This window comes from Mycobacterium timonense (assembly GCF_025821985.1).
In the GTDB taxonomy this organism is placed as follows: domain Bacteria; phylum Actinomycetota; class Actinomycetes; order Mycobacteriales; family Mycobacteriaceae; genus Mycobacterium; species Mycobacterium avium.
Genome location: NZ_JACKSY010000117.1, coordinates 1 through 351, shown reverse-complemented (window position 1 = coordinate 351; position 351 = coordinate 1). Strand labels below are relative to the sequence as shown.

The following is a 351-nucleotide window of genomic DNA, read 5'->3' as shown; positions in this document are numbered from 1 at the left end:
AGCTACATAGGTTAGGCTACATTTACTAACCGTGACCGAGGTCAGCGTCGAGACAAGTTCCACCGGTTCTGCGTCGCCATCGATCCCGCTTCCCGCCCATATCGACCCGGCGGACTTGGCGGCCGAGTTGGCCGTGGCGCTGTCCGAACGCGTCGGGGAAGAGTATCTGCTCTACGAGCGCGGCGGGGAATGGGTGCTGGCCACCGGTGTGCACGCCATGATCGAGCTGGACAGCGACGAACTGCGGGTGATCCGCGATGGGGTCACGCAGCGCCAGCAGTGGTCGGGGCGGCCCGGGCCGGTGCTGGGCGAGGCCATCGACCGGCTGCTGCTGGAAACAGACCAACTCTT

1 pseudogene is annotated in these 351 nt (G+C 65.2%); it reads left to right on the top strand.

Going from position 1 to position 351, the window contains the following annotated elements:
• Nucleotides 1–31: 31 nt before the first annotated feature.
• A pseudogene (locus tag H7I87_RS28315) lies at nucleotides 32–351 on the top strand (salicylate synthase); the annotation flags it as partial.